Here is a 23,059-nt window from a genome sequence, read left to right on the forward strand (position 1 = left end):
CGTTAACAAAAGTTTTAACGGCTTTTTTATTTCTAAAAGACGGATTGTTTTATTGTTTTTGGAAGATTAATTCCATTGGTTTTTTTATGCTATTTTTGAATAACCATTCCAATACCCTATGAGCCCAGAAGAAGTAAAAGCCTTGAAGAAAGACAGACTGAAATGCAGCAGACCCGGGAGATTTTTGATCTCATCTGCCATAAACTCAATCTTAAATACGGGGAGTTTTTTGGATTCCGCAATACCAGAGGATTCGTTGTACTTAATCTCTATAATGATCAGGGTGCCGGAACAAGAGTGCTGAAAGTTTCGGAAACGGCAGAAATACTGATAGATACCCATAAATACTACTCAATCCATCATTCCCAGACTAAAAGAAACATCCTTTTTTTCAGCGGGCTGAGAGATAAGCCCGACGGCTTCAAGACCACCCGGACAGGTGTGCTCAATGAGAATTTCGAGGTATTGGTTCCTGCCGTCTATGATTCCCTAAGGGACATCAATGAAAACAGCTATCTGGCCGCTATTGATGATTACGAGGGTATCCTTAATTCCAAATTTGAGATCATCATCCCTCTAAAATTCAGAGAAATTGAATACAATAAAACCCTGAAAATTTTCAAAGCCAGAGAACAGATCGATAACGAAAAAGATGAAGATATGGAAGGCAGTATGTATTGGATCTACGACCAGAACGGACTGCTGCTTCAAACCCTTGAATACGGACTGGTTAATTTTGCAAACAGTCAGTCCTTTTATACGGTTTACGATATCGGGGTATTCTACAGCGGCTATGCAGATGACACAGCTATGATCGGCAGTCAGGGACTGCTGGATGAGCATTTCAATATTATAATTCCCCCGCTTTATGACCTTATTTCCAAAGGAGAAAAGTTTATTCTGGTATACGAAAAAAGAAACGCGGTATCGGGTCATGGCTATGAATCGGACGAAGCAGAAGCTGCTGCATGTTATTATACTCTGGATGGCGGAAAATGGGGCATTTTTGATCATCAGGGAAACCTCGTTATCCCTGTTCAATACAACTGGATCGGACACACCTTTAAGAATGATTTATTTGTGATCAACCCAGCAGGACTGATGTATTATTATCAGGGCGAACAGGAGGACGGAGTCTGGTGTGCCAAGGATGGGCTCTTTGGACTTATCAATTCCAAAAACGAAATCATTGTAAAGCCTGTCTATAAATACTATCACATGTACCAGGACAGGATCATATTCTGCAACAGACAGTCTGACAATTATGAAATCCTCGATATCGAGAATGCCCTTACGATACATTTTTAGCGCTCTGCCGGAAGACTATGCCGTTAAACGAAAAAAACTCCCTAAAAAGGGAGTCTTCGGCGGCCGGCGGTTGCCTGAAATGGTATGCGGTAACTAACTAAATCATTTGGGACAGAACCTCCAGACGAACCCCGCCGGTCCCCTGTTATTTTCTGACTGATTTAAACAGCAGCATTACCAGTATCTATACAAATTTACAACGGCATAATGAACTTTGGCTTACAGGATTTTCCAATAAACTTACAGTATTCCAAGCCCTAACGGCATGGGCCGAACCAAAATATAAAAAGAATAAAAAAACCAGAAAAAGGCGCTATAAGGCGCCTTCATCCGCAAAGGAATAATAGCTGTCTGCTGTTAGGATCAGATGATCCAGCAGTTTGATATCCAGCAGCTCTCCTGCCTCTTTGATCTTTCTGGTAATGCCCCTGTCGGCTTCTGAAGGAACTGTCTTTCCCGAGGGATGATTGTGGGTAATGATGAACCCTACGGCATTGGCTTTCAGGGCTGCCGCAAAAAGCAGCCTGATGTCTACGACAGTTCCGGTGATGCCTCCTGAAGAGGCTTCATAAATGCCAAGTACTTTATTGGACTGGCTGAGCAGCAGCACCTTGAACTGCTCGATGAGTTCAATTTTATTCGGATCCCAGCAGTCCCTGAGAAGCTCCCAGGCAGATCTCGAAGAAGTAATGAGAGGTCTTTCGGAGCTTTTAACTTTGGTTTTGTAAATCAGGTCGATTTCTGATACGGTTTTCCAGCTGTTGTTTTCTGTTGTTTTCATGATACTGTCTATTTAAGATTAATAACAGCACCTCCCGCGGGCATAGGAAAGCGAGCGCAGAAAGCAACGCAATAAAGCAGGACGGATGTCCTGCATTTATGGGGGAATTTTTTGCGGCGAACCGCAGTCCCGTGCCCGAACTTTGTGATGGAATTAAACGCAAATATGCTTCCTCGCATTTCAAAGGCGGAAACGGAAGCAGGCTGCTGGAAATGGAAATTAAGCCTTCGACAGACAGCAGAACAAGTACAGATCAAAAGAGCAAAAAAAAGAGAGAAAAACAATTCGCCGGCTTTCAAAACAGTGGGGCGGCCGACAGGAATATATTAGAGTATTTAAATAGTTAAGTGTGCAAAAATGCACCCTTAACTATGTATGCAATTTTCATAAGCATATCCACATCTAATTAATATATAAAAAAGATATCGAATCATGCACCTCTAATTTCTTACTGGTCACAAAAAAACCCGTCCAATTAAAATGAACGGGGCTAATAAAGAAGTAACTAAGGACTGCTTAGTTTTTTTTCTGTTGACCTGGTGCGTAAGCTTTTGCGCTCTTACTTCCTGACATCTTTTTCGCTTGCCCAGGGGGAATTTTCCCCGAGTTTGAAGATGAGTTATGAACATTATGAACACTACAACTTGTGACAAATAACATCAATAAAGTAGTGAATAATAAGTATTTGAAAAATCTAGCAGTTTTCATAGTTTGTTTTATTTTTCTTCAAAGTTACATCTTTTGTAATTACTTAAGAAATCGATCGATTTGGACCTTATACTTTTATATAGGGCTAATCCAATCTTCAGCTCGTCCCTACTCTGCCTTTTCTCTTCTTCATCTCTAACTCAATGAAAGGTGCAAACTTATAAACATAGCGTTGGATCGTGGCATGATCCACAAGCACTCCCAAATTTTTATTATTTCTTCAACATCACGATAACTAAGTGTAAATCTTAATTTGAAATATACTGCCTGAAGAATTATATCTTTTGAATAACAATGAACTTTAGTATTCATTTTTCAATGGGTTTAAAATTATAAAAGTTATTCCCAGATGCGACAGAACCGTTCGAAATAGCTTATTCTTAACTTTTATATATTGATTGAATATGTAGAATAAAATATAAGATACATCTTGTATTCTTTTATTCAGTCATGATTTTCCTCTCTAATAAAATGTCAATGATTTCAGGGTTATATTGTTACGAATTGTCTATGATTTTTTAAAATTCGAAATATTTTTGGATTAGTTCTAAAATTCCTTCTCTCCTAATTCACTGGAGGGCAGTTTAGTCTTACTATTTAATTTATTAAGGTTATAACTAAAGTTTAACAGAAAAACATCTGTTTCATAAATATAGTTTGTTGTAGTATAAAAATCGGGGCCAGAAGTGGTTATACGCTGCTGGTTTGAGTTCATAAATCCCAGATCCATATTTTGCCATTGTAGTCCAATAGTCCGAAACAGCGTATATGACCGGTTTCTCAGACTAAAGTCATTTTACGAGAATCTTCAAGCAACACGCGGGTAAAAAACCGTCTTCTTATCGTAAAAAAAAAGTAATCCATATACAAAAAGTAAACAGGATACTATTTATAGCAGTGTAATAAATATAATTTTGTTTTTTATAATAAAAACAAAACAATGTTATTTAGATATTCCATTCTATTCAGGGCTGTTTTCGAACCAAGCGGCAGATACGGGATAACACCCGTATTTAATAAAACGATAATTAAGAACAGTAATAGCTGCTGCTTTCTAGCTGTGCCACTTTCTCTTCGTTTTGCTAATGACTGCTGCTTTTACATCAGGCTTTCAATTTGGAATCGCTTTTTAAAATAAAACAGGACCATGATCGATAACCCAAAATATAGTCTAAAAGAATTAATGCTCTATTTTTTAAAACTTGGCACCATAGGCTTTGGAGGTCCCATTGCCCTGGTGGGCTATATGTATAAAGATCTGGTAGAGGATCGTCAGTGGATCTCCGAAGAAGAATACAGAGAAGGCTTGGCACTGGCGCAATTAGCTCCTGGGCCACTGGCTGCCCAATTGGGAATTTATCTGGGATTTGTCCATTATAGATTTCTGGGTGCTACGTTGATCGGGCTTGCTTTTGTACTTCCTTCTTTTATTATGGTGGTATTGCTGGGAATGGTCTACAAAGTATATGGCGGTCTATCATGGATACAAGCTGTATTTTATGGTATTGGAGCAGCTGTAATTGGAATTATTGCACTTAGTTCCTATAAACTTACCTTAAAATCCATCGGTAAATTCAATCCGGAATCCTTTAAATCAAAATGGCTGTTGTGGTTATTTTTTATCCTTGCCATAATCATAACTTACGCTACCGAACAGGAACAGGTTTTACTTTTTGTCGCCGCAGGACTTCTCTATATGATCATAAAAGCTCCCCCTAAATGGTGGAACCTTAAAACTATAAACACACTGGCTTTTTTTACAATTGCCTTTTGGGATTATGAAAGCACAACACTTACCAAAATAGCTGTTTTCTTTGCTACAGCAGGAACCTTTGTCTTTGGAAGCGGACTGGCAATTGTCCCTTTCCTGCATTCCGGTGTTGTTATAGAAAATCAATGGCTCACCGAACAGCAGTTTCTCGATGCTGTGGCCGTGGCCATGATTACGCCAGGTCCTGTTGTGATAACAGTAGGGTTTATTGGCTACTTGGTTGATGGATTCCTAGGCGCTCTGGTAGCAGCACTGGCAACATTTTTACCTTGTTATTTATTTACCATTGCAATGGCTCCCTACTTCAAAAAAATTGCACAAAATAAACCTGTCAAAGCCTTTGTCGATGGTATCACTGCAGCAGTAGTAGGTGCGCTGGTAGGATCTGTTATTGTAATTGCCAAGAGAAGCATGATTGACCTTCCAACAGCTCTTATCGCTATTCTGAGTATTTTTGCTTTACTTTATATAAAGAAAATACAAGAACCTTATATTATTGTTATAGCGGCTGTTTTAGGCCTTATCATCAAATTAGTACTATTATGAAAAGAAAAAACTTTTTAAAATGGCAGCCTCTTAAGGGCTGCAGTGGTCCTTCCTACAACCAATGCGTTTTCGAAAAATTTATCTGATAATTCTATTTATAAGAAACTAAATCAATTGGAATGATTAATTTATCAATGAATATCTTGAGTAATTCTATATTAAAAAAGAATAAAGAAATATTTCAGAGAAATTATATGAACCTAACCAATTCTTGTAATTCTTGTCATCAATCTGCAAATCACCAATATAATGTAATCGTAGTTCCTAAAAAACCTCCTTTCTCTAATCAATATTTTCAAATTAAAAATTAATTATGTTGCAAAAATTAGTGCATACAGACAATTCAAAAACAACTATTTTAATACGTTTAATAGTTGGCGCAGTATTTTTTTCCGAAGGAATACAAAAATTTTTATTTCCTGATACTTTAGGTGCAGGAAGATTTGCTAAAATAGGTTTACCATCTCCAGATTTTTTAGGCAGTTTTGTTGGTTTTTTCGAAATACTTTGTGGCGTGTTAATCCTAATTGGTCTTTTTACACGTTTAGCGAGTATTCCACTTATTATAATTATGCTTGTTGCAATGGCAACAACAAAAGTGGAAGTTCTTAAAAATGATGGTTTTTGGGAAATGCTTCACGGCAGTAGAACCGATTGGGCAATGTTCCTGGGTGGAGTTTTTCTTTTGATAGAAGGTGCAGGAAAATGGTCGCTGGATAAGAAAATTAGCCCAAATGGAAGGAAAAACTAATTTAAAAGAAATAGCACAATTATTTTTAAAACTTGGCATTATTGGTTTTGGCGGCCCAGCAGTTCATATTGCAATGATGCAGGATGAAGTAGTTGTTAAAAAAAAGTGGCTTACTGAACAACATTTTCTTGACTTAATTGGAGCAACAAACTTAATACCCGGTCCCAATAGTACCGAAATGGCTATTCACATTGGACACGAAAAATCAGGTTGGAAAGGATTGATTGTTGCGGGAATTTGTTTTATTTTTCCAGCTGTAATCATAACAGGATTTTTTGCTTGGTTTTATAAAGAATATGGACAAGTTCCAGAAGTACAACCTTTTTTATATGGAATAAAACCAGCAATTATTGTCATTATATTTTCGGCAATTTTTCCTTTGGCAAAAAAATCCTTAAAAACAATTCAATTAGGAATTATTGCAGGCATAGTTTTGGTGCTTTCACTTCTAAATTACAATGAAATAATTTTAATGTTTGGTGCAGGAATATTGGCATTAATCATTTATTATTTAAAACAAAACAGGAATAAAAGCATAAATGCTTTTATTCCGCTTACACTTTTCCAAATTTCAAACACCAGTAGAGTTTCTCCAACAAACTTAAATTTATTCTTGATTTTCTTAAAAATTGGGGCCATTTTATATGGAAGTGGATATGTGCTTTTCGCTTTTCTTGATGCAGAATTAGTTTCAACAGGACTTTTGTCAAGAACACAATTAATTGACGCAATCGCAGTGGGACAATTTACGCCTGGTCCAGTTTTTTCAGCAGTAACTTTTATTGGATATCAAATTAATGGTTTTGCAGGAGCGTTAATTTCAACAATTGCCATTTTTTTACCATCATTTATTTTTGTTGCATTATTAAATCCAATGATAAAAAAAATTCGGAATTCTAAATTGTTTTCTACATTTTTAGATGCTATAAATGTTGCTTCAATAGCAATTATACTTTCTATTTGTTTAGAAATGGGAAAAGAAACTATTATAGATTGGAGAACTATTTTAATCGCTTTTTTAAGTATTATCATAACATTTAATTACAAGAAAATCAATAGTGCTTTTATAGTTTTAGGAGGTTCACTAGTAGGATATCTTTTGACTTTAATTGGATTTTAAAAGTTCAAATTGATTCCAATTGCCCCTACAATAATTACAGCAATACCTACCAAATAGCTATAAATGCTAATTTAAATACTCAAAACAATCTAAATTGAGCTAGTTTTTCGTAAATTTAGATAAAGGATTTATTTTATGGAACATTACTAATTTTTTATATAAAAGTTCTGCAGATATTTGCCGGCAGATACGTACGGAACGAACTGTACTATAGAAGAGTTGACTAGTCTTCTTAATCAAGTCAGTATCTTTACAACAGTATTTACAAACGATTTGTCGAATGAAAACGAAAAGCAAGCAATACTCTAGATGCGTTAATATTTTTGAATGATCGGGGTCATATCTTTTTTAAACTCAAATACTGACAGAAGTTCCATCACTATTAAAGGTCTGATTAAAATAGATAGTAAAATCTTTTGCAATTAACTCTAATCTAACAACCGGTATGGATTGAAATTAAAAGAATAAGTCTGATGTCATTTCAAAAAGTAATCAAATAATAATTATAATGATAATTAATCCGTTTTAGTAATCTTTGTAAAGATATTCCTCTTATTATAGAGAAAATTTTATTAAATAATTATAATGATGTGTGTATTGATATTCGTTTTAATTTTAACAAAAATGATCATGGTCCTAAAATATCAGAAAAGATACATCGACAATCACTATTTCAATATATAAAATACGGAGAAAAAAATTTCATTCAGTTTTAAATGAATGGTTGAAAGATCAGAATGATGAGAAATTATTTTTAACACAAATTTCAACCGAAACTGAATTAAAATTAGATAAAATTTTAAGTGAACAATTTTGGTCAAATATGAAAAACAACCTAATGTTTGCGCCGACAATTATTGTTAATAATTATGTCCTTCCAAAACAATATACCATAATGGAATTAATTTATTTTATTCCAAAACTTATTGAAGACGAATATTTTTAAACAGATGGAGTGGATACCTTTTTTGCCACAAAAACTTAAGGCTGTTTTTAAAGATATTCCACCAGCCTGCGTTTTGTGGCAAAATCGTGACACATTGTATTTTCAAAAACAAGAAATCCAGTAAAATACGAGCCTGTCTAGCTTAGGTTCGAAACTGTATACTTCAATAATTGTAATAAAATGACAATATAACTTTATAAGTGTCCAATTGTGTCCACAGTGTAGACACAATTAGGAAGGATTATTTGGTAATGACAAGTAAGAAGGAGATATATAAATGCAAAGGTAAAATTAAACTTTTATTTCATGTACACAAATCAGCAGTAAGTTATCTATAAACAAAATTTGAAGCCTGCGCTTTAAACTATATATAAGATTGGACTATAGCAATAATGTAATGGATTGTGGCTCTTATTTTTTTATACCACGAGCCACAGTTTGTTTTATTATCTATTTTAAAATTCTTATTTAAAAGATTTTTTTTGAGACTTCAAAATAGTTATATCGTTTTATATCTTTTATCTTTTATATCTTTTCTTAAGAATCGCAATGCCTTATCATTATATAATAACCGATAAAAATTATATAACAAAAAATGCAGACCTGCTGTTGATATTTACAAAAGTTCCCAGTTTAAACCGTTTTAATTTTACCCATACTGATAAGCATAAAATGGAAGATTATGTTTATGGACAGGCCCGCAGATCAAACATACTATGTTAAATCTGACGGGCTTTTATCTTTATTTCATTTCACAATACAGTGGATTTACACTTAGAATTTAAATCTATATATTTCTCTTACAGCAGACGGTTAATAAGTACTATGGCTATGATTGGCAGTCAGGGACTGCTGGATGAGCATTTCAACATTATAATTCCGCCGCTTTATGACCTTATTTATTCTGACTATGAATCGGACCAAGCAGAAGCTGCTGCATGTTATTTATACTCTGAATGGCGGAAAATGGGACATTTTTGATCATCAAGGAAACCCCGTTATCGCTGTTCAATACAACTGGATCAGACACACCTTTAAGGATGATTTATTTGTGATCAACCCGGCAGGACTGATGTATTATTATCAGGGCGAACAGGAGGACGGGGTCTGGTGTGCCAAGGATGGGCTCTTTGGACTTATCAATTTCCAAAAACGAAATCATTGTAAAGCCTCACTATAAATACTATCACATGTACCAGGACAGGATCATATTCTGCAACAGACAGTCTGCCAATTATGAAATCCTTGATATCGAGGATGCCCTTACGATACATTTTTAGCGCTCTGCCGGAAGACTATGCCGTTAAACGAAAAAAACTCCCTAAAAAGGGAGTCTTCGGCGGCCGGCGGTTGCCTGAAATGGTATGCGGTAACTAACTAAATCATTTGGGACAGAACCTCCAGACGAACCCCGCCGGTCCCCTGTTATTTTCTGACTGATTTAAACAGCAGCATTACCAGTATCTATACAAATTTACAACAGTATAATGAACTTTGGCTTACAGGATTCCCCAATAAACTTACAGTATTCCAGGACAGATGTCCTGCATTTATGGGGGAATTTTTTGCGGCGCACCGCACCTCTGTGCCCGGCCTTTGTGATGGAATTAAACGGTATGTGCTCCGCTCCCGCATAAAAAAAGGCCGGCGGAATCCATTTGATATCCGCGCGGCCGGCTTTGTTTTTTTCTGTTCGATACCCTAAAAAAGGATCTTCCTTGTCAGGGTATATCCATCCTCCAGGGTAATTTTAACCAGCAGCATCTGAGGGCCTGACTTAATGCTGGTAATTTCTAATTCCGATGTTCCGGTTTTGGGGCTGCGGTAAAGTAATTTTCCGCTAATATCAAAAACACAGACCTCTTTTAATGCGGCCTGATAGGATTTTAACTGGATGGCTTTATCTTTAACGGCCACACTGATCTGCCGGGTGATAATTTTAGGGTCATTTGTTCCTAAGGTCTTATCGTTGTATCGAATTACAAAACGATCCTGAAAAGTCCCTGTCTGGGTGGAGAACGTATAGCCGCCATTTTTCAGGTTGTGGATACTACCGGTCTGCTTATCCTCCAGATAAACATCCAGATGAAGAAAATCCCCATCTGCATGATCAATGGAAATAGTCAGGTCTCCCGTAATTGCGGACCTGTATCCCAGTGGAACAGCATCGGCTGTATCAAATGGCACAGCACGCCCCTGAACAACAAGTTTTCTTTCTTCGTTTATGCTGTAAAAATCCGCATAGGGGTTCGCATCCATTGTAAGGGCATCGTAATTTTGATCCCATCCGTTGGTGGCTCCCGGTACATATCCAATCAAAATCTGTTTGAAAAGCCCCTGGGTATTGGTCAGATTAAGCCAGACGCGGTGTCTTTCCTCTTCCAGTACAGTGCCGGATATTAGGCTTCTGAGAGTTACCGGATTTTGAACAGCGCTGCGGACTGGCCCGAAATTAGGCAGAAGAACCAATCCAATAGAAAAAAACACTGTGGGTAATGGAAAAAGTTTTTTCATGATACGATAATTTTAAATAGTAAAAAGATTTATGAGGATACCTGATTTTCTTTAAATTTTAAATATCATGATCAGAAAACAGCAGCATTATAAGTGTTCTGAAACTAAAAATACAGATAAAATGATGTCTGTTTTTTTTCCTTATTGATGATATTTAATTTTATAATCGTATTTAATAAATCAATGGCTGAAAACAGATACGAGCTGGACAAACAAACCCTTGTAAGGCGTACAACGTTTTTTTCAGCCGTTTGTCGATTCAAATACTACATCAAGATACGAATTTATTTACAATAAAAAACAATTATAAAAAATAAGCATAATTTTAACACTTAATGGATCAGCTGCCTTTTGATGTAATTCAAGTAAGGCATTGAGTAGTAAATTGGAAACAGCAGACCGCAAGCCATGTTTAAAATACTGCCGGCTTTCCTAAATCCTACTGAGGAATCTTATGGATATATTATCTGGTCTGGAATAGCTGTGGAACCGTTATCTGCAAAAGGCAATTCTGTGAGGCTCAGCCTGGCGGGGGAACTATAGTTAAAAAACACACGTATTGCAGCAATAACAAGGCTTTACTTCTTGACTGAGGTATATTTTTTCTTAATTTTGCCCTATGACTCCCGAAGAAATAAAACGCTATTTTGAAAACACGCCTGCTACTGAGAAAGTAGACTGGAAACCCTGGGCTAAAATTACAGATTCACAGCTTTTTTTAAACAGCTGTTATACCGGCATCCGTAATTTTAGCGGTCCCCTGGAGCTGTGCCCGGCCTGGTGGCACCTTAAGGATTTTTACCTGCATATGAAACGTACAGCTTCACAGCAGCTCCCAACAGAAAATCTGCCGGAATAAGAAAATGAAGCAGCGTTCCGCTTTAGCTTGAAAATAAAGATTAAAAGATGAAAGCCGACCTGCTGTACTTTCAAGCGGCAGTTTTTTCTTTTGACTCCTTTTTAAAGTCTAAACCAGCAGGAATTTTTTCTTGTTTTTACTTTTCTTATTGAGCCCCTTATCCAATACCTGTATGAGAATATCTTTTAAACCTTTATATGTACTGGGCTTTACAGCATAAAAATCCGCCCCGAGTTCATCAGAAAGTTTGATGTTGGAAGGGCTGCTGCTGGTAGAGAACATAATGACCTTAACCTTTTTCAAATCCCCCTGCGCATTTCGTATTTCGGTAAGACAGTCAAAACCGTTTTTGCCCGGCATATTAATATCAAGGAAAATGACTTCAGGAAGATGCTCTGCATCGTAAAGGGCGTTCAGCAGCTGCTGCCCGTCTGATGCCTGTAGAAGGTCAACAGACAGATTCAAATCCTGCAGCGCATCCAAAAATAATACTCTGTCATCTTCATCATCGTCTGCAAGATAAATAATTCTTTGTGCGTTTTGGTGCTGTGACATGGCTTTCAAATTTATAGTGCAGCAAGATACTATGCATCTTAAATCTGCAGGGGTTTATATAAAAAAATAAGCCTTTTTAAACCGATAAACGATCGAATATTTGTGGAACAATTCAATCTTACAAAGATAATTATTTTTTCTTTCCAAGCAAAGCATTAAAAACAGCTTCCAGCAATAATAACCTAAAAGCTCAAAACAGTACCTCTTCATCAATAAATATTTCTTTAATCTGCCCTGCCGTAAATTCTGAATAAAAGCACACGAAGCGTATTTTTCAATATTTTGAAGCACCTGCAAAACAAGAAGTTTTAAATTTTGTTATCATTTATAACATATTACAAACAGCAAATTGTTACCATCTGTGCTAATTTTGTTTTTTGTATAAAAGAATAGAGGATGAACCGGGCAGTTGTACATATTGATATGAATACGTTTTTCGTTTCCTGCGAAAGACTGACCAATTCTGAGCTTAACGGCATTCCGCTGATTATCGGCGGAGGCGAGAGAGGTGTTGTGGCCTCCTGCTCTTATGAAGCCCGCCGGTTTGGGGTACGCTCGGCCATGCCCATCCATATGGCCATGAAGCTCTGCCCTCAGGCCAGGATTATGAAAGGTGATATGGAATTGTACTCCAGACTCTCTCATGAGGTTACGGAAATCATTCAGGAGCAAGCCCCTATAGTCGAAAAAGCAAGCATCGATGAATTCTATCTGGACATTACCGGAATGGACAAATTCTACGGCAGCTATAAATGGACCGATGAGCTCGCCAAGCGCATCACAAAGGAAACCGGCCTGCCGCTCACCTTTGCCCTATCTGTTAATAAAACCGTATCAAAAATCGGTACGGGCGAAGGCAAACAGAAACAGAACCTGGAGATACCCGAGCATCTGGTGCAGTCTTTTTTGAATCCGCTTTCCATCCGGAAAATCCCGATGGTCGGGGAAAAGACTTTTCAGCTGCTCTCCCGCATCGGCATCAGGAAAATTCAGACCCTTTCTGAGATGCCGGCAGAAGCCCTGCAGCGTATGATCGGACAAAATGGGATCGAGCTTTGGAAAAAAGCCAACGGCATTGACAATACCCCGGTGGAGCCTTACAGGGAAAGAAAGTTAATCTCCAGCGAGCAAACTTTTCCGGAAGATACCATTGACATCCCCATGTTAAACACGGTGCTGTTGGGCATGGTGGAAAAACTGGCTTACCAGCTGCGTTCCGAGGCGTGGCTGGCATCCACTGTAAAAGTAAAGATACGCTACGCTAATTTTGATACAGAAACCATGCAGTGCCGTCTGCAGCAGCGTACTTCGGCAGATCATATCCTGACCAAGACAGTGCAGGATCTTTTCGATAAATTATACCAGCGCAGAATGAGACTGCGCCTTATCGGAGTTACATTCAGCGGTCTTGTCAGGGGCACCTATCAGATTGATCTTTTCAATGATACCGAGGAAATGCTTTCACTCTACCAGGCTATGGACAGGATGAAAAACCGCTACGGCTTTGACGCGGTAATGCGCTGCGCGGGGGCTTCTTTTAAACCCAACAGCAAAAATGAAATTTTAAAACGCAAACCCTGATCCCATGTATCTCAACTGCCATTCCTTCCACTCCCTGCGTTACGGCACCATTCCTGTTGAGCAGCTCGTGCAGCTGGCTGTTTCTTTGGGTGTCCAGGCGATGGCACTCACCGATATCAATACCGTGACGGGAATTTACGAGTTTATAAAACTCTGCGATGCTGCAGGAATTAAGCCTCTTGTAGGGATGGAATTCCGCTGCCGGCATCAGCTGCGTTATATCGGACTGGCGAAGAATGCGCAAGGCCTTGCCGGCATGAACCGTTTTTTGACCAGCCATAATTTTGACGGGACTCCCCTGCCATTGAATGCCCCTGATATTGCAGATACTTACTTTATTTATCCCCTTGAAAATGCGCCTCAGGCATTAAAAGAGAATGAATTCATAGGTATTCAGCCCGGAGAGCTGCAGAAACTGGTTTTATCAGAGTGGAAAAGCAGGCAGCATAAAATGGTGGTGCTCCAGCCAGTGGCATTTCGCACCAAAACCGAATATCAGCTTCATAAGATACTGCGTGCCATAGACCTGAATGTTTTAGGCTCCAGACTTAAACCCGAAGATTTCTGCAGGGAATCGGATGTGATGATACCGCTGGAGAAACTGCGCTTCTTTTATCAGCAGTACCCGCAGATCATTTCCAATACGGAGTACATTATAAAACAGTGCAATTTTGAATTTGATTTTACTACTCCTAAAAATAAAAAATACTTTACCCACAGCCGTCAGGCCGATATCGAGCTTTTGACCGTCCTTGCCCATCAGGGGCTTGAGCGGCGCTACGGAAAAGAGAATACCCAGGCCGGGGCTAGAATGATAAAAGAGCTGAAAGTAATCGACCAGCTGGAGTTCAGCGGCTATTTCCTCATTACCTGGGACATTATCCGTTACAGCACCAGCAGGGGCTTTATGCATATAGGGCGCGGCAGCGGGGCCAACAGTATTATCGCCTATTGCCTGGGGATTACCGATATCTGTCCCCTGGAACTAGACCTGTATTTTGAGCGCTTTTTGAACCTGAACCGCAAAAGCCCTCCTGATTTTGATATTGACTGGTCGTGGAAAGAACGTGATACCATTCTGGAATACATATTCTCTCGTTACGGGACAGACCATGTGGCTTTCTGCGGTACTAATGTGGAATTCAAATACCGCTCGATTTTTCGTGAAGTCGGCAAGGTTTTCGGACTGCCGAAAGAGGAACTCGATGCCCTGGCCAAAAATCCGATGAACCTTCACCCTTCCAATAAAGTGGTCCGACAGGTGCAGCAGTACGGGATGATGCTCGAAAAATACCCTAATCAGCGCAGTATGCATTCCTGCGGAATCCTGATCTCTGAAGAACCCATTACCAATTACACACCTTTGGAAATGCCCCCAAAGGGTTTCCCTATTGTGCTGTTCGATATGCACACTGCCGAGGATATCGGACTGGAGAAATTTGATATCCTGAGCCAGCGCGGTATCGGACATATCGATGACAGCGTCAGGATTATTGAAAAAAATACAGGAATACGAATTAACATCCGTGATACTTCCATTTCCAAAGACGAGGCGCTCTGCAACGAATTTCTCTCCAGAGGAAAAACAATCGGCTGTTTTTATATCGAAAGTCCTGCCATGCGCGGTCTGCTGCGCCGTTTGAAGTGCGGTGATTACAGGACACTGGTGGCCGCTTCTTCCATTATACGTCCCGGGGTGGCACAGTCCGGAATGATGAAAGAGTACATCTACCGCCACAACCATCCCGATAAATTTGATTATTTCCATCCTGTATTTAAAGAACAGCTCGGAGAGACTTATGGTATCATGGTCTATCAGGAAGACGTGATCAAAATTGCACAGCATTACGGCGGGCTTCCGGCCGCCGATGGGGATATCCTTCGCCGTGCCATGTCTGGCAAAGGACGATCCAAGGCCGCACTGCAGAAAGTAAAGGATAATTTCTTTAAATCGTGTGCTTCCCAGGGACATCCTCTGGCGCTCAGTCAGGAAATCTACCGCCAGATCGAATCCTTTGCAGGTTATTCCTTCTGCAAGGCACACTCCGCATCTTATGCTGTGGAAAGCTATCAAAGCCTGTATCTGAAAGTGAATTATCCCATCGAATTCATGGTAGCTGTTATCAACAATCAGGGCGGGTTTTACCGTACCGAAGTCTACGTGCATGAAGCAAGGATGTCCGGAGGCGTGATTCATACCCCCTGCGTGAATAAAAGCAGCTATGAAACTACAACATACGGAAAAGACATCTATCTGGGTTTTATGCACCTGCAGGGGCTCGAATCCAAAACGGCTTTTATGATTGAAGAGGAACGTTTGAAAAATGGGGATTATCAATCACTGGAGGATTTCATCAACCGTATTCCGATCGGCATTGAAGGGGTGCAGATCCTGATTTTTATCGGGGCTTTCCGTTTCACCGGCAAAACCAAAAACCAGCTTCTGGTGATCTCCAGACTTCTGCTGGTTAATTTCAAACCCGGCAGCAGCCTGAAGCTTCTTCAGGAACCCGCCAAAGAGTTTAAGCTTCCCGCCTTGGAACGCTCCCGCTTCGAAGATGCCTTTGATGAAATTGAGTTTATCGGCTTTCCGGTATCCTGTTCCCCGTTTGACCTGCTGCAGACTTCCTTCAGAGGGGATGTGATGGCAAAGGACTTACTGCTGCATCGTAAAAAACAGGTGCGCATGCTGGCCTACCTGATCTCACGCAAACATGTGCCCACTAAAATGGGCGCCATGTATTTCGGAACCTGGATAGATGCCGAGGGTGAACTTTTTGATACGGCGCATTTCACGGGAAGCTTAAAGGAATACCCTTTCCAGGGAGGAGGCTGTTATCTGCTGCTGGGCAATGTAGAGGTGGATTATCACTTCCCTACTATCACCGTTATCAAAATGGCTAAAATGCCTTTTATCCCTGATCCCCGGTATGAACATGAAAATGACTGGAAGTATAAAATGCAGCAGAAACTCCGTGAAGATGTCAGCATGACCCATCGTGCCCCTTATCCTCAGGAACATGAAATCAATATTCCAAGACATAAAATGAACAGCTGAAATAAAAACAAGTACAACTAAAATGTGAAAAAAATGATGCTTTTTAATGACACCGAAATTTTCTCATCGGGAAACGGCGGCAGAAGAATATTTGATGTGCCCGACGCAGACCTGCTGCTGATCGATAATTTTTTTAATAAAGAAGAATCCGATCACTATTATAATTTTTTATATCAAACCACTCATTGGCGGGAATATGAAATGCCCATGTATGATAAAGTGGTTACGGCCCCAAGGATGATTTCCTGGTACGGCGATACCAACAGGCCAGAGAGAAAATCCAATCCGGACTGGCCTTTGGAACTGCTTGAGATCAGGCAGCGTGTGGAAAACGAAACCCGGATCCGTTTTAATGCCGTACTGCTTAACCTTTACCGGGACGGGACTGACGGCGTGGGATGGCACAGTGACAAAACCTCATCGAGCAATAAAAACATGAACATCGCCTCGGTAACTTTCGGGGAGACGCGCCTGTTCCGCCTGCGGCATAAAACACTCAAACATATTGCGCCGATAGAAATCCCGCTGCACCACGGCACCTTTCTGCTGATGGCCGGCAGCACCAATAGCTGCTGGGAACATCAGGTACCCAAAACAGCACGAAACGTGCTGCCGAGGATCAACCTTACCTTCCGGCAGGTAAAAGAAAACTAGAACCGGGCACTCCTTTTAGGATGACTGGCTGCTAATTGCATTACAGTCCGTTCATAAAATTATGTGCTTGATCTAACAGTTTAAATATCCTATAACATCCTGCAAATCATTGCAATCCTATAAAAATCGTCTTTTATAATATAACGGGATTTTTTTTCCTGATCATAACTTTGGGTAAACTATAAAAATGAAAATCATGGAGGATAATAATGCAGACACAGGAAGAGCGGATGATGCACATATCAACATTTCAGAACCGCAGGAAATTCAATATTGGTCCGAAAAATTAAATGTCCCTGAAGAAGTTTTAAAAAATGCTGTCAGGGCTGCCGGCACCAGTGTAGAAGATTTTAGCGAACATCTGGCACAAAACAGCTGATATCATGCCTTGGTATAACGGGGATTATCCCCCATCTTACAAGAACCAGCCGCCAGAACTCAGGGAAAAAGCAGTGGAAATAGCCAATGCCCTGCTTCTGGACGGTGCGGAAGAAGGAATCGCAATTGCCACAGGCCTCAAACAGGCCCGTGAGCTCTTAAGAAATCATAAAGAGAAAAATGAAAAACCCGAAAATCATGGAAAGCATCAAGAATAAAGAAATTCGTAACGAATCCGAAGATCAAAATATTCGAAACGCTCCAAGCGGTTCAGATCAGGAATCTTCAGGGGCAAGTGCCGCAGAAACGGTACATCTTAAAGACGGACCATGGCACGATAAGGAAAAAGAACCTAAACACAATCCCGAAGGAAAGAGCATGGAAGAGGCTGCCGATCCTTCTAAACTATCACAATTGTAAAGATTTTACAGTACTTATTCGTATTTAATACTTAAGCATTTAATATTAAGCAATACTTTAAATAAGCATATTAAATACAATTAATTAAACTTTAAATAATAAAAAAACAAAATTATGTCAAGAGAAAACTTCGATACCTACGATCAGGATGATCGTACCTATCACGCGGCAGATGATTCCATAAATTCAGAGCTGATGGAGAAAAAAGATCCCGCTGTCAACCAGCATGAAAATGATACCACAGGAGTACACAGCGATACTTCGGAACATCCTAACCCGCGTCCCGATGAACGGGATCCGGATGCCGACAGAAGAACCCTGGATGAGGAGAAAGCCGTTGAAGACGACGAAGATAATTAATCCTTTTCCCAAAAGCTGTTTTTAAACAGCATAATAAAAAAGGGGTGTCCATTAGATCCTGAAGAGAGTTATGTACTATTTTACACTGCTGATTCTCTTCAGGATTCTTTATATGAGGTAAAAGCAATTATTTACCGGGATCATTTCACCTCAAATTAATTGCATAACTTTGTAGGACAGGCTATTTGATCAGTCTGCTTAAAGCAAAGTAAATATAGATCAAAAAAAATACCGTTTTAAAAATGATTGACCCGATTCTAGACAATCTTAATCCGAACCAGCTGCAGGCCGTGAAAACCACGGAAGGCTACGTACGGGTTATTGCCGGGGCAGGATCAGGAAAAACAAAGGCGCTGACCTCCCGATTTGCCTATATTGTAGACAGGCTGGGTATTAATTCCTCCAGCATACTGTGCGTTACTTTTACCAATAAGGCGGCACAGGAAATGAAAAAACGTGTAAAATTACTTATCGGGGATACCTATGATGTGAGCTTTATCACCACCTACCACGGTTTCTGCGTCAGGTTCCTGCGCGGGGAAATCAACAAAATACATTATCCGAAGAATTTTATCATACTGGATGCCGAGGACCAGAAAAGCATACTCAGGGATGTTTTCACCGAGCTTGAGATCAATTCCAAACACCTGACTTTCAAGCAGGTTTTACGCTTTATTTCCAAGCAGAAAAGCACTTCAAATTACCTTGGTTATATACTTGAAAACAAAAGCTTTGAACCCGACCAGAGTGATTCGTTATCAAGCCGCGTTTTCCAGATATACCTGGACAAACAAAAACGCAATTATGCCCTGGATTTTGATGATCTGATCCATTTTACCGCCTTTATATTAGACAGTAATCCCGATGTGCTTTTAAAATGGCAGGAAAACCTGCACTACATTCAGGTTGATGAGGCACAGGACAGTTCCGAAAGCCAGTTTCATCTGGTGGAAATGCTGTCCCGCATACATCAGAACCTTTTTCTTGTCGGGGATCCCGATCAGACTATTTATGAATGGCGCGGTGCCAAGCCGGAATATCTGGTGGAATTTGACACTATCTTTCCTGATACTCAGACCATCATCATGAACCAGAATTACCGCTCCACTCCTAATATTCTCAAAGTGGGCAACCATATCATCAAAAACAATACGGTAAGGGTGGATAAGGATATGGTCACCGACAAGCCTGAAGGTTTTGAAGTGGTGCACTTCCACGGAAAAAATGATTTTGAAGAAAGTAAGTGGATAGCTTCTGAAATTAAAGAAATACTGCAGTCTGAAGAGGCCTCGTACTCTGATATCACCATATTGTACCGTTCCAATCATCTTTCCAGAAATATAGAGCAGGCGCTTATAAAAGACAATATTCCCTATACCATTTTTGGAGGAATCCGTTTCTTTGAGAGAAAAGAAATAAAGGATGTTCTTTCGATGTTACGACTTATCGTTCAGGGGGATAACTTTTCTTTTCTGCGTATGCACAATCAGCCCTCGCGCGGTCTGGGCAAGAAATTTCTCGAAAGGCTCAGCCTTCTCTCAGGAGAGCAGAATCTCTCCCTGCTGCAGGCACTGGAAAAAAATGCAGCCGATAAAGAACTCGCTAAAAAAGGTGCCCTGGATTTTCTGGCACTGATTAAGGATCTCCGTGAAACTGCTAAAACAAAATCCATATCGGATCTGGTAAAAATCATACTGGACAAGAGCGGACTCTCTGAACTTTACCGCAAAGACGGCGATGAGGACAGGCTGGAGAATATTAAGGAGCTTGTTAATTCAATGCTGCTGCTGGAAAAGGAAAATAATGCTCCGGTGAACATTATCGAGTACCTGCAGGAAATTGCTTTGTATACCGATCTGGATGCCGATACCGAGCAGCAGGACAAGGTAAGGCTTATGACCATCCACATCTCCAAAGGCCTTGAATTTCCTTATGTTTTTCTCTGCGGTTTTACCGAAGGGGTGCTGCCAAGTGCATTGTCCATTAAAGAGAGAAGAAAACGTGCCATTGAAGAAGAAAGAAGGCTGATGTACGTGGCAGTTACCCGGGCCGAGAAAAGATTTTACATGACCGATTCGGAAGGTTTTAATTTCACAACCGGCCTTAATAAATACCCATCCAGGTTTCTATTTGAGATCAGTGAGGAATTTTATATCCGAAAAGGCAGGCTCTCGCAGGAAATTATCCAAAGCAGTAAAACAAAACCAAATAATGCCCAGGGAGACAATGACACTGCCTTCAAAGAGGGTGATCTGGTTCTGCATCCGGTTTGGAACAAAGGGAAAATAAAAGGGATAAATATCGAAAAGAACCAGTATATCGTTCATTTTTTTGAAACAGGAAAAGAAAAGCCGATTGATTTCAGCTTCAGGCACCTCACCCATGCCGAGGATACCCCGTCAGAACAAAGCACTGATTTTTCCGTAATGGAGCTGCAGGAGCAGTTAAGATCTGCCCCAAATCCCTTTATGGATTTAGAAAATGATCTGCCTGCTGCTGATCGGGATATTTTTGAGGACACATCAGGATCCGGCACTAATGATCAAAACCACCACGGTCCTCAGGGAAAAAAAAGGTGGAAATTCTGGGAATAACTATAATTTACGATCGGCCTGTAATGCCTCCCGTTTCACTCATAAAACAGGCTGTAATGCAGCCTTTGTTTTAACTTGCTGTATTGTAAAATTAATAAAGTGCCCTTTTAATGACGGTGTGCTTTTTTAGCCTAATTTTAAATCTTTCTGCCGGTGCTTACTTAAAAATTGATATACTGTCCTGAAGGTTTTCTCTGGTAATAAATGCTGTAATATACTCCTGCACTTCACCTGCCGCTGCCATTTCAATTTCAAAAGAATTGATGTGGAATTCATCATCCTGATCCAAAATGTGTATAATCTCTGTATAGCCTTTTGAGATTAAGCTCCCTTTTAATTTGATAATATTTGACTGCTGCCTTGCATCGAGTTCTTTTCGAACCTTCAGCTTCATCTCCTTTTCCATTGCAATTAATTTAAAAATATTGATGTTTTTTCCAATCAAATATAGAAATTATTTGAATATCTGACCTGTTTAGCAGTTGAGATAATTGATATTTCCTCTGTAATTCGAATGTAAATTAGATAAAAATATCTTATTTTATTATAAGAAAAACTACCACTATATATCTAATTTTAAACGCATTAACTTCTAATAGCAAAAATAATGGAAAACATACATCATTACAGCAAACAGCTGATAATTAAAAACCAACACAATTATTATGACTTTAGCTTACTTTTTAACAGGCTCCTATAATGACATAGACAATGATTTTGAACTCCATATCACTATTGAGCCTAAAACGGACGAAAATAATACTGCATCACAGCATTTCAAGATTGTGCTCACAGACATTTCCTCGGAAAACAAATTGTTATGGGAGACAGCCGGGACCTCGTTTTTATTGTGCCTGAAGGACCTTGAGGAATTTTTGGACGAAAACCATATCACGCTTTACAGCAAAATACTGACTTCTTCGCAGCGCGATAAAGCAGTGGATAAAGAACTGGAAGGCTTTATTCTGAACAGGCTTGAATATTAGTGTAATATAAAAAAATACATAACATTAAAACCGGAGTTTTTTTCAAATGATGATAAAACATAAGGCTTATATCTAATAATTTAAAACGCATCAAATGGACCATATAAAGCAGCAATTTGAAAAAGATTTTAGAGGGTGGCTTGAAAACAAATACCGGGTTTCCGATGAGCAGGACCAGATCAAAAAACTCAATGATATAGAAAAAGCAGCAGATGGTTTTGTGGACCGCTATATACTGGAAAGCGAGCTGATAGCGGGAGACCTTTCGCTTTCTGTCCAGCATATACTGGATGAATTTATAAAATCGAAAATCAGCTGAAGCAAAATTTTCTGCTGTTTAAAATTGATCATGTAAGTTAAAAACTGCCTTTTTTTATTTCGATCCGGCGTACATTATATAAAAAAGTCCCTGTACATCTGTAAAGGGACTTATAAGCAAGAGGCCTATAAAATAGAATACTTAAGACCATTTTAAGCATTCACATTATCGGATTATATAATTTATAACGACCAAACTTTATGGGTATTATATAAATGCGTTCAAGTCCCGGGATTTTCCATCCTGTTTATGATTTTGGTGACTTCGGCTTCTGTATTTTTAAGCCTGGTCTGGCAGAACTCAATAAGCTCGGATGCCCTTTTCACTTTGGAAGCCAGGGTATCTACCGAGATCGTTTCATTTTCTATTTCTTTCGAAATGGCCGTCAGCTCCGACAGGGCCGCCTCATAGGTCAGTTTCTCTCTCTCTTTACAGGATTGCATCCAGCAGTGATGTCAATTCGGCAAAACTGTTTGGCTTTTTGATATAACGCATGATACTGCTGTCCTGCAGGCTTTTGTCCATAAACTCCTCCGCGGGGCTGGAAATCAAAATTACCGCTATCCCTGCAAGATGACTGTTGTTTTTCATCCTCCCGAGCATCTCCAGCCCGTTGATTCTGGGCATATTATAATCCAGAAAGATAAGATCTGGCACATTCATGCCCGTTTTAAGCTCATCCAGCGCCTGCTCCGGACTGCCTATCCAGCGCACAGAAATATCCCTGCCCAGCAAATCCACCGCATCTAAAAAAAGAGAGGCATCCTCGGGGTCATCATCAATCAGCAGTATATTTTTGTATAACATATCTTTTTTATTTTCACTGCATTTGCCGTGCAGTTCTCAATAT

25 protein-coding genes are annotated in these 23,059 nt (G+C 39.5%); 19 read left to right on the forward strand and 6 right to left on the reverse strand.

The features are described from left to right. The first annotated feature begins 162 nt into the window (after positions 1 to 162). A complete protein-coding gene (locus J2Y38_RS22520) occupies positions 163 to 1,308 on the forward strand; it encodes a WG repeat-containing protein (RefSeq protein ID WP_309847093.1) in 1,146 nt (381 codons plus the stop codon). Between the two features lie 313 nt (positions 1,309 to 1,621). Here J2Y38_RS22520 and J2Y38_RS22525 read toward each other — a convergent pair whose 3' ends face one another. Then, the gene (locus J2Y38_RS22525) at positions 1,622 to 2,089 is read right to left on the reverse strand and encodes a JAB domain-containing protein (RefSeq protein ID WP_309847096.1); all 468 of its coding nucleotides are present in this window, start codon (positions 2,087 to 2,089) and stop codon (positions 1,622 to 1,624) included. A 98-nt stretch (positions 2,090 to 2,187) separates the two neighbouring features. Here J2Y38_RS22525 and J2Y38_RS22530 point away from each other — a divergent pair, with 98 nt between their 5' ends. The 7 genes from J2Y38_RS22530 to J2Y38_RS22560 all read left to right on the forward strand — a co-directional run bounded on the left by J2Y38_RS22530 (position 2,188) and on the right by J2Y38_RS22560 (position 9,111). Further along, a complete protein-coding gene (locus tag J2Y38_RS22530) occupies positions 2,188 to 2,436 on the forward strand; it encodes a hypothetical protein (protein ID WP_309847098.1) in 249 nt (82 codons plus the stop codon). A 1,508-nt stretch (positions 2,437 to 3,944) separates the two neighbouring features. Beyond that, complete coding sequence (locus tag J2Y38_RS22535; RefSeq protein WP_309847102.1) at positions 3,945 to 5,114, forward strand: chromate transporter; 1,170 nt, start codon at positions 3,945 to 3,947, stop codon at positions 5,112 to 5,114. Between the two features lie 119 nt (positions 5,115 to 5,233). Beyond that, a complete protein-coding gene (locus J2Y38_RS22540) occupies positions 5,234 to 5,425 on the forward strand; it encodes a hypothetical protein (protein ID WP_309847105.1) in 192 nt (63 codons plus the stop codon). 2 nt (positions 5,426 to 5,427) lie between these two features. Continuing rightward, complete coding sequence (locus J2Y38_RS22545) at positions 5,428 to 5,865, forward strand: DoxX family protein (RefSeq protein ID WP_309847108.1); 438 nt, start codon at positions 5,428 to 5,430, stop codon at positions 5,863 to 5,865. Next, on the forward strand, positions 5,849 to 6,985 hold the full coding sequence (gene chrA / locus J2Y38_RS22550; RefSeq protein ID WP_309847110.1) for a chromate efflux transporter: 1,137 nt from the start codon (positions 5,849 to 5,851) through the stop codon (positions 6,983 to 6,985). The genes J2Y38_RS22545 and chrA overlap by 17 nt, the downstream gene beginning before the upstream one ends. Positions 6,986 to 7,808: 823 nt before the next feature. After that, positions 7,809 to 7,931: a hypothetical protein gene (locus J2Y38_RS22555; RefSeq protein WP_309847112.1), complete on the forward strand. Its 123-nt coding sequence runs from the start codon at positions 7,809 to 7,811 to the stop codon at positions 7,929 to 7,931. An 889-nt stretch (positions 7,932 to 8,820) separates the two neighbouring features. After that, the gene (locus tag J2Y38_RS22560; protein WP_309847114.1) at positions 8,821 to 9,111 is read left to right on the forward strand and encodes a hypothetical protein; all 291 of its coding nucleotides are present in this window, start codon (positions 8,821 to 8,823) and stop codon (positions 9,109 to 9,111) included. Positions 9,112 to 9,632: 521 nt separating this feature from the next. Here J2Y38_RS22560 and J2Y38_RS22565 read toward each other — a convergent pair. Further along, a complete protein-coding gene (locus J2Y38_RS22565) occupies positions 9,633 to 10,445 on the reverse strand; it encodes a T9SS sorting signal type C domain-containing protein (protein ID WP_309847116.1) in 813 nt (270 codons plus the stop codon). 619 nt (positions 10,446 to 11,064) lie between these two features. On the opposite strand from J2Y38_RS22565, the gene J2Y38_RS22570 reads away from it, so the two are divergent. Further along, positions 11,065 to 11,304 carry a DUF6965 family protein gene (locus J2Y38_RS22570; protein ID WP_309847117.1) on the forward strand — a complete coding sequence of 80 codons (240 nt, stop codon included), beginning with the start codon at positions 11,065 to 11,067 and terminating at the stop codon, positions 11,302 to 11,304. A gap of 108 nt (positions 11,305 to 11,412) precedes the next feature. Here the strand turns inward: J2Y38_RS22570 and J2Y38_RS22575 are convergent, their stop codons facing one another. Further along, on the reverse strand, positions 11,413 to 11,859 hold the full coding sequence (locus tag J2Y38_RS22575; RefSeq protein ID WP_309847119.1) for a response regulator: 447 nt from the start codon (positions 11,857 to 11,859) through the stop codon (positions 11,413 to 11,415). Positions 11,860 to 12,255: 396 nt separating this feature from the next. Between J2Y38_RS22575 and dinB the strand changes: the two genes are divergently transcribed. The 8 genes from dinB (at position 12,256) to J2Y38_RS22615 (ending at position 20,904) form a co-directional block, all read left to right on the forward strand. Further along, entirely contained in the window at positions 12,256 to 13,440 is a 1,185-nt protein-coding gene (gene dinB / locus J2Y38_RS22580; protein ID WP_309847121.1) for a DNA polymerase IV, read from the forward strand. A 4-nt stretch (positions 13,441 to 13,444) separates the two neighbouring features. Beyond that, entirely contained in the window at positions 13,445 to 16,498 is a 3,054-nt protein-coding gene (locus J2Y38_RS22585) for a DNA polymerase III subunit alpha (protein WP_309847123.1), read from the forward strand. 33 nt (positions 16,499 to 16,531) lie between these two features. After that, positions 16,532 to 17,152 (forward strand): alpha-ketoglutarate-dependent dioxygenase AlkB, encoded by a 621-nt coding sequence (locus J2Y38_RS22590; RefSeq protein ID WP_309847126.1) that lies wholly within the window; start codon positions 16,532 to 16,534, stop codon positions 17,150 to 17,152. A gap of 196 nt (positions 17,153 to 17,348) precedes the next feature. Then, positions 17,349 to 17,531 carry a DUF3606 domain-containing protein gene (locus J2Y38_RS22595; RefSeq protein ID WP_309847128.1) on the forward strand — a complete coding sequence of 61 codons (183 nt, stop codon included), beginning with the start codon at positions 17,349 to 17,351 and terminating at the stop codon, positions 17,529 to 17,531. Positions 17,532 to 17,535: 4 nt separating this feature from the next. After that, positions 17,536 to 17,748 (forward strand): hypothetical protein, encoded by a 213-nt coding sequence (locus J2Y38_RS22600; protein ID WP_309847131.1) that lies wholly within the window; start codon positions 17,536 to 17,538, stop codon positions 17,746 to 17,748. Beyond that, the gene (locus J2Y38_RS22605) at positions 17,711 to 17,950 is read left to right on the forward strand and encodes a hypothetical protein (protein ID WP_309847134.1); all 240 of its coding nucleotides are present in this window, start codon (positions 17,711 to 17,713) and stop codon (positions 17,948 to 17,950) included. The genes J2Y38_RS22600 and J2Y38_RS22605 overlap by 38 nt, the downstream gene beginning before the upstream one ends. 114 nt (positions 17,951 to 18,064) lie before the next feature. Continuing rightward, the gene (locus tag J2Y38_RS22610; RefSeq protein ID WP_309847136.1) at positions 18,065 to 18,310 is read left to right on the forward strand and encodes a hypothetical protein; all 246 of its coding nucleotides are present in this window, start codon (positions 18,065 to 18,067) and stop codon (positions 18,308 to 18,310) included. Between the two features lie 242 nt (positions 18,311 to 18,552). Then, entirely contained in the window at positions 18,553 to 20,904 is a 2,352-nt protein-coding gene (locus tag J2Y38_RS22615) for a UvrD-helicase domain-containing protein (RefSeq protein WP_309847140.1), read from the forward strand. 157 nt (positions 20,905 to 21,061) lie between these two features. Here J2Y38_RS22615 and J2Y38_RS22620 read toward each other — a convergent pair whose 3' ends face one another. Next, the gene (locus J2Y38_RS22620; protein WP_309847142.1) at positions 21,062 to 21,310 is read right to left on the reverse strand and encodes a hypothetical protein; all 249 of its coding nucleotides are present in this window, start codon (positions 21,308 to 21,310) and stop codon (positions 21,062 to 21,064) included. Positions 21,311 to 21,569: 259 nt separating this feature from the next. On the opposite strand from J2Y38_RS22620, the gene J2Y38_RS22625 reads away from it, so the two are divergent. Both J2Y38_RS22625 and J2Y38_RS22630 read left to right on the forward strand, forming a co-directional pair. Continuing rightward, the gene (locus J2Y38_RS22625) at positions 21,570 to 21,890 is read left to right on the forward strand and encodes a hypothetical protein (protein ID WP_309847144.1); all 321 of its coding nucleotides are present in this window, start codon (positions 21,570 to 21,572) and stop codon (positions 21,888 to 21,890) included. A gap of 94 nt (positions 21,891 to 21,984) precedes the next feature. Then, positions 21,985 to 22,209, forward strand: a complete 225-nt coding sequence (locus J2Y38_RS22630; RefSeq protein WP_309847146.1) for a hypothetical protein — start codon at positions 21,985 to 21,987, stop codon at positions 22,207 to 22,209. A gap of 221 nt (positions 22,210 to 22,430) precedes the next feature. Here the strand turns inward: J2Y38_RS22630 and xseB are convergent, their stop codons facing one another. Beyond that, positions 22,431 to 22,652 carry an exodeoxyribonuclease VII small subunit gene (gene xseB, locus J2Y38_RS22635; RefSeq protein WP_309847149.1) on the reverse strand — a complete coding sequence of 74 codons (222 nt, stop codon included), beginning with the start codon at positions 22,650 to 22,652 and terminating at the stop codon, positions 22,431 to 22,433. After that, positions 22,639 to 23,016: a response regulator gene (locus J2Y38_RS22640; RefSeq protein WP_309847152.1), complete on the reverse strand. Its 378-nt coding sequence runs from the start codon at positions 23,014 to 23,016 to the stop codon at positions 22,639 to 22,641. The genes xseB and J2Y38_RS22640 overlap by 14 nt, the downstream gene beginning before the upstream one ends. Positions 23,017 to 23,059: the final 43 nt, after the last annotated feature.

It is taken from the genome of Flavobacterium sp. 2755 (assembly GCF_031455715.1).
Lineage (GTDB): Bacteria > Bacteroidota > Bacteroidia > Flavobacteriales > Flavobacteriaceae > Flavobacterium.